Below are 7,164 nucleotides of genomic sequence, written 5' to 3'. Positions count from 1 at the left end.
TTAGGTATCAATTACTATATGAGTGATTGGATGAGAGGATATGAAGGAGAATCAGAAATTACACACAATGCTACTGGAGATAAAGGTGGCTCTAAATATCAACTTAAAGGTGTAGGACAACGTGAATTTGACATAGATGTTCCTCGTACTGATTGGGATTGGATGATTTATCCACAAGGTCTTTATGATCAAATCATGCGTGTAGTTAAAGATTATCCTAATTACCATAAAATTTATATTACTGAGAACGGACTTGGATATAAAGACCAATTTGATGAGGAACGTAAAACTGTAGATGATGATGCACGAATAGATTATGTAAAAAAACATTTAGAAGTCATTTCTGATGCTATTCGTGATGGTGCGAATGTGAAAGGTTACTTCATTTGGTCACTCATGGATGTATTTTCTTGGTCAAATGGTTATGAAAAACGATACGGTCTATTTTATGTCGATTTTGAAACGCAAGAACGTTATCCTAAGAAGAGCGCATATTGGTACAAAGAACTAGCGGAAAGTAAGGAAATAAAATAATTGCTTTTAATATAACTTTGTAACAACCAGCAATGATAGATACAATTGTAAGGTAGGATTGGGAAATGCTAAAATTTAGCTTTTCTCAGTCCTATTTATTTTTTCTTGGCTTGATCACATGAAAAATAATTCAAAAACATATATTCAACTTATTACCACATATGCTTAAAAGCACAATTTAACTTAATTTTCATTTTTGTAACTACATCATTTATACTTAAAGAAAACACATTGGAGTATTATTATGAGAACTTTTAAAAAGATAATATTTAGTTTAATTATTAGCCTAATGATTTTTACATTAGTAGGATGTCAATCAAAAAGTAACAATTCATCTAAATATCAAAGTAATGATAAAAAGCAAGTTGCAACTTTATTTATGCATGGATATGGTGGAACCAATAACTCTGAAAAATATATGGTCAATCAAGCTGTAAAAAAGGTGTCACAAAGGATGTAGTTACAGCGTATGTTTTATCTAACGGAGAAGTTCAGTTTAGTGGCAAAATTTCAAAGAAGTCTAAGAATCCAATTATAAAAATATTATTTGAAGATAATAAAAATGGTGACATAATGCAAAATGCTCAAAACATAAAAAATGTACTTACAAAAATGAAATCAAAATACAATATAGATAATTATATTTTTGTAGCGCATTCAATGGGAAACTTGTCTTTTGCTTATTTTATGAAATATTATGGAAATGATAAACAATTACCTCAACTTCAAAAAGAAGTAAATATAGCTGGTACATATAACGGTGTTTTAAATTTAAATGAAAAAGTAAATGAAATTACTGTTGATAAAGATGGTAAGCCTAGTAAAATGAATGCTGATTATGAAAAATTATTAGGTCTAAAAGATGTCTATAAAAATAAAAACATAGAAGTACTAAATATTTATGGTGATTTGAAAGACGGAACACACTCTGATGAAAGGGTATCTAATAGTTCGTCTCGCTCCTTAAAATACTTGTTGGGCAATAGTCCTAAAACATATAAAGAATCTGAATATAAAGGGGAGAAAGCGCAACATAGTGCGCTACATCATAATAAAGAAGTGTCAGATGAAATCATAAATTTTTTATGGCAATAGTAAGTTATAACATAACATGAACACTGAAATAATCTAAGTTTAAAGTGAATTATTGGCGACTAACTGAATCAATTCCAATCTTGCTTGTTCCCCATATACATGAGGCATTATCATGATTTCATCCACTTGATACGTATTTAATAAATAAGTTAATTTTAGATGAATATCTTTAGGCAATCCACTTATGACACGGCTTTTATTTTGCTCAATTTTATTACGTTCACTAGTGCTATAGTTACGTTTTTGAGCAGTATTAATAGAAGGATATGACTTAGGTTGGTTGAGATAATTAATGCGTAAAAGCCATAAATGTAATGCATCTAATAAATCATCAACTTTATTAAGCGTGTTTGCAGTAACTACAAATGTTGACATAATTACATATGGCTCATTAGATTTTGAAATGTCATTCAATTGTTTGTATCGTTTTCGATAATATTCTATTAGGCTATTAATCTTGGTTTGAGATTGTCCCATAAATGCAATGACGAATGGTAGCCCTTTTTGAGCAGCTAATTCCGCACTTCTCTCACTCATACCTAGAATAAACATTTGTGGAGAAGTATCAATTTCAGGTGTTGCTTTGATAGACATGAATCGATGTGGGGCTTCATATTTGTTGCCAAAGTAGTGTAGTAAGTCCTCTATTTGATTGTCTAAATTTGGTTTTGTTGATTTATACTCATTAAGTGCTTCATTTACTTGCTTGAAACTCGGAGAACGACCTAAACCCATATCTACTCTATTAGGATGGCGAGCTTCCATTATTCTAAATTGTTCTGCCACTTTGTATGCACTGTAGTGCGGTAACATGACGCCTCCGCTTCCTATTTTAATAGTTTGTGTTTGCTCTAATAACATCATCATTACGATCTCAGGTGCACTTGACGAAACAGAGAATACATTATGATGTTCAGCAACCCAATATCTTGTATAACCTAATTGTTCAGCAGTTTGGGCTAATGTAATGCTATGATTAAATGCATCATAGGCGTTTCTACCTTCAAAAATTGGAACATAATCTAAAATACTTAATTTCAATTTTTATATGCTCCTTTCAATAATTTTATAGGATAAATTAGATTTAGTTGTATTTTAAATTGAAGGCTTCTATATTGCTATATATTTGTTTGAAATATTATACTTAGTGTAATATTAGCTTTGAAAAAGGTGGCGGATGAATAGTGAAAGCAATCGGATTTGAACAACCGTTTAAATTATCAGATGGAAATTTATTTAAAACTTTTAATTTAGATATACCAGAACCAAAAGTACATGAAATATTAGTTAAAATTCAGTCTATTAGTGTCAATCCCGTTGATACAAAACAGCGATTAATGGATGTATCAAAAGCACCTCGAGTACTAGGATTTGATGCGATTGGTGTGGTTGAATCTGTTGGAAATGAAGTTACTATGTTTAATCAGGGTGACATTGTATATTACTCTGGTTCACCTGATCAAAACGGATCAAATGCAGAATACCAATTGATTAATGAGAGATTAGTAGCTAAGGCACCTAAAAATATTAGCGCTGAGCAGGCAGTAAGCTTACCATTAACCGGTATAACAGCATATGAAACATTGTTTGATGTGTTTGGTATTTCACGCAACCGTAATGAAAATGAAGGTAAAACGTTGTTAATTATAAATGGCGCAGGTGGCGTAGGAAGTATTGCTACTCAAATTGCTAAGGCCTATGGTTTAAGGGTTATTACTACAGCATCGCGTAATGAAACGATTGAGTGGACTAAAAAAATGGGTGCTGATATTGTACTCAATCATAAAGAGAGTTTACTAAATCAATTTAAGACACAAGGTATTGAACTGGTTGATTACGTATTCTGTACATTTAATACGGATATGTACTATGACGACATGATTCAATTAGTGAAACCTAGAGGTCATATTGCTACTATTGTAGCTTTTGAAAATGACCAAGATTTAAATGCTTTGAAACCAAAAAGCTTAAGTTTCTCACATGAATTTATGTTTGCTAGACCATTAAATCAAACTGATGATATGATAAAACATCATGAATATTTAGAAGACATAACAAATAAGGTTGAACAGAATATTTATCAACCTACAACAACTAAAGTTATAGAAGGATTAACTACTGAAAACATCTATCAAGCACACCAAATATTAGAATCCAATACAATGATTGGCAAATTGGTCATTAATTTAAATTAACAAGCTATTATATTTCTTTATAAATGGCGTTTATTCCTATAAAAAAAGGCAATAGGATAAACGTCATTTTATTTTGACTTAAATGTTTAATTAACCATTTTATTGAAAGGATTATTATGATGCGAAAAAAATCAATTAGTTTTGTGTTTTGGATAGCATTAGCTATTTGTACACTATTTGTTTTATACGGCGCTTTTATGCCCAAACAATTGGAAACAGGAACCCAAAACATTACTTCATTTATAGCAAAGAATTTTTCTTGGTATTACTTGTTACTAGTTTTACTCATATTCTTTGTCTGTGTGTATTTATTGTTTTCAAGATATGCATCGATAACGCTTGGCGAAGAAGGTGAAGATCCTGAATTCTCTCTACCATCTTGGTTTGCGATGTTATTTAGTGCTGGTATGGGGATTGGACTAGTATTTTGGACTACTGCAGAACCAATAAGTCACGCATTTACGTTAACCCCTATACATAAAGCAGGTACTCAATCTGCAATCAATGATGCATTTCAATTTTCGTTCTTTCATTGGGGATTACATGCATGGGCAGTATATGGAATTGTAGCATTAGTCTTTGCATATTTTAGTTTCCATAAAGGTTACCCTGGATTAGTAAGTGCAACCCTAGTTCCTATATTTGGTGAAAAATCAATGAAAGGCCCTATAGGTGGTGCAATTGATGTATTAGCTGTTATCGCCACTGTTACAGGAGTCGCAGCAACTCTCGGATTTGGTGCACTTCAAATAAATGAAGGCCTAAATTTCCTATTTAATGTTCCAAACAATTTTGGTACACAGGTAATATTAATTATTATTGCGACTATATTGTTTACATGGTCTGCTTGGTCAGGTATTGATAAAGGGATTAAAACGCTTAGTAACGTCAATATGTTTTTAGCCTTTATTGTACTAATTGGCTTATTTATTGTTGGCCCAACACTTTATATCCTAAATACATTTACAAATGGTTTAGGTAATTATATCTTTAATTTCTTTAGTATGAGTTTACGTATTCCAATGAATGGAGGAGAAAAATTCCAATGGCTCCAAAACTGGACAATATTCTATTGGGCTTGGTGGGTATCATGGGCACCATTCGTGGGTATCTTTATTGCTAGGGTATCTAGAGGTCGTACAATTAAAGAATTTATACTTGGTGTTCTATTTGTACCTGCACTTGTATGTTTCTTCTTCTTTGCTGTATTTGGAGCATCTGCCGTTTATTTACAAGATAAAGGCATTGCTAACATTGCAAAAGAAGCTACTGAAACTGCAACATTTGCTACGTTGGAACATTATCCACTAGGATTTATTCTTAGCATAATCACTCTCGTAGTTATTATGATCTTCTTCGTGACTTCAGCCGATTCAGCAACATACGTATTAGGTATGCTTAGTTCGAAAGGTGACATCAATCCTGCATCATTTGTGAAAGTAAGTTGGGGTATTATTCTAGCATTATTTGCAATGATTATGATTTATACAGGTGGTACACAAGCGATTCAAAACTTATTAATCATTGCCGCTTTACCATTTTCGATAGTTATTATTTTAATGATTTGGTCATTGTTTAAATCATTAAGTATCGATCATCCAAGAACTTCTAATAAGTTTCCAAACATATTACAGTATAAAAGTTCAAAGCAAAAAGAATTGAAAAAATAATAATAAAATATATGTTTTTATTGTGCTAAATTTGGGAATATTCTATCTAGAAAGTAAAACTTTAATAAATATTTATATAATTAAATTAATAGTTTTTCATTAATGTTTTGAAAAATATTTAAAGGGTATTATTTTCTATATAATAATTCAACAATAATTTAGGAGGTGCATACGAGGTGAAAAGGTTAAAAAACTTTATCCTCGGCCTATTAATAGTTGCTATTGTTGGATTCCTATTGTTTATGTACATAAAAGATAGTCGTATATCTAAGTATCAAGACTTCTTCTTACAATTCAATTGGTTCCAACCACTATTAATTGGTTTAGCTGCTCTACTTATATTGATAGGTTTAATATTAGTATTCAGCATCTTTAAACCAACATATAGAAAACCAGGATTATACAAAGATTATGATGACGGTCATATTTATGTATCTCGTAAAGCAGTTGAAAAATCAGCTTACGATACACTTACTAAATACGATCAAGTAAGACAACCTAATGTTGTAGCGAAGCTTTATAATAAGAAAAGCAAATCTTACATTGATATCAAGGCTGACTTCTTAGTACCAAACGATGTACAAGTTAAGTCACTAACTGAAAGTATTCGTTCAGACATTAAGCATAATGTAGAATATTTTACTGAATTACCAGTGAGAAAACTTGAAGTAAATGTCAGAGATCAAAAAACTGCTGGACAACGCGTTCTGTAAGGGAGGGATAACATGGCTGATAATAATAATCAAAATGGACAAGATGCAAGTCAACAAATCATTGACTTCATTAAATCATATAAATGGCGTATCATTGGTTTCTTTGCATTTTTAATTATAGCAATCTTATTCCTAACTTTAGGATTTTGGAAAACAATTTTGGTTATCGTATTATGTTTAATAGGAATTGGTGTTGGGTATATTAAAGACCGTACACAGGATTTCATGAATTTCTTAAATAGATGGAGTTAAACAATTTATTTAAGAACTAAATAATAAAAGACAAAAAAATTCATTTATAAAGGAGAATGTAATATGTCAGTAGATAACAATAACAAAGCTAAACAAGCTTACAATAATCAAACTGGAGTTAATGAAAAAGAAAGAGAAGAACAACAAAAACAAGCTGAACAATACAGAGAACAAAATGAACAACAACAATTTGAAAACAAATTAACTTTCTCAGATGAAGTAGTAGAAAAAATTGCTGGAATCGCAGCTCGTGAAGTTAAAGGTATCTTAGATATGAAAGGCGGTTTCGCTGATAACTTTACTAATGCATTCTCTAGTGGAAACAATGTAACTACTGGTGTTTCTGTAGAAGTTGGCGAAAAACAAGCAGCAATCGACTTAAAAGTAATCTTAGAATATGGTGAATCAGCACCAAAAATCTTCCGTAAAGTTACTGAATTAGTAAAAGAACAAGTTAAATATATCACTGGCTTACAAGTTGTAGAAGTTAACATGCAAGTTGATGATGTTATGACTAAAAAAGAATGGCAACAAAAAAACGAAAAAAACAATAATAATAACAACAACAATTCTGAAAGATCAGGATTACAATAATAATAGATTTAAGAGTCCGGGACATAAAGTTCTTGGATAAGTGAAAAAAGACAATTTCTATTGAAATAATATAGAAATTGTCTTTTTTATAAATTTTTTGATTATTTTCAA

General features: G+C 30.9%; 8 protein-coding genes and 1 pseudogene. 7 read left to right on the top strand and 2 right to left on the bottom strand.

All coding sequences use genetic code 11. The features are described 5' to 3' along the window. Both NR218_RS12275 and NR218_RS12270 read left to right on the top strand, forming a co-directional pair. A partial coding sequence (locus NR218_RS12275) for a family 1 glycosylhydrolase (protein ID WP_265883435.1) occupies nt 1–534 on the top strand: 534 nt, incomplete at its 5' end. A gap of 244 nt (nt 535–778) precedes the next feature. Beyond that, nucleotides 779–1,629, top strand: a pseudogene (locus NR218_RS12270) (alpha/beta hydrolase). Nucleotides 1,630–1,668: 39 nt separating this feature from the next. On the opposite strand, the gene NR218_RS12265 reads toward NR218_RS12270, so the two are convergent. Beyond that, nucleotides 1,669–2,670, bottom strand: a complete 1,002-nt coding sequence (locus NR218_RS12265) for an LLM class flavin-dependent oxidoreductase (RefSeq protein WP_049394550.1) — start codon at nt 2,668–2,670, stop codon at nt 1,669–1,671. A 143-nt stretch (nt 2,671–2,813) separates the two neighbouring features. Between NR218_RS12265 and NR218_RS12260 the strand changes: the two genes are divergently transcribed. From NR218_RS12260 to NR218_RS12240, 5 genes are all read left to right on the top strand, one after another. Further along, nucleotides 2,814–3,824, top strand: a complete 1,011-nt coding sequence (locus NR218_RS12260) for a zinc-binding alcohol dehydrogenase family protein (protein WP_011275164.1) — start codon at nt 2,814–2,816, stop codon at nt 3,822–3,824. A gap of 119 nt (nt 3,825–3,943) precedes the next feature. Further along, entirely contained in the window at nt 3,944–5,494 is a 1,551-nt protein-coding gene (locus NR218_RS12255; protein ID WP_011275165.1) for a BCCT family transporter, read from the top strand. Between the two features lie 176 nt (nt 5,495–5,670). Further along, the gene (amaP, locus tag NR218_RS12250) at nt 5,671–6,207 is read left to right on the top strand and encodes an alkaline shock response membrane anchor protein AmaP (protein WP_011275166.1); all 537 of its coding nucleotides are present in this window, start codon (nt 5,671–5,673) and stop codon (nt 6,205–6,207) included. Nucleotides 6,208–6,219: 12 nt separating this feature from the next. Further along, nucleotides 6,220–6,459 (top strand): DUF2273 domain-containing protein, encoded by a 240-nt coding sequence (locus NR218_RS12245; RefSeq protein ID WP_011275167.1) that lies wholly within the window; start codon nt 6,220–6,222, stop codon nt 6,457–6,459. 63 nt (nt 6,460–6,522) lie between these two features. Beyond that, a complete protein-coding gene (locus tag NR218_RS12240) occupies nt 6,523–7,053 on the top strand; it encodes an Asp23/Gls24 family envelope stress response protein (RefSeq protein ID WP_011275168.1) in 531 nt (176 codons plus the stop codon). Here the strand turns inward: NR218_RS12240 and NR218_RS12235 are convergent. Beyond that, a partial coding sequence (locus NR218_RS12235) for a hypothetical protein (protein ID WP_154391759.1) occupies nt 6,974–7,164 on the bottom strand: 191 nt, incomplete at its 5' end. The genes NR218_RS12240 and NR218_RS12235 overlap by 80 nt on opposite strands.

The organism is Staphylococcus sp. SUC_1.2 (genome assembly GCF_026222585.1).
The sequence above is the reverse complement of the archived record's forward strand: the minus strand, read 5'-3'. Positions and strand labels throughout refer to the sequence as shown.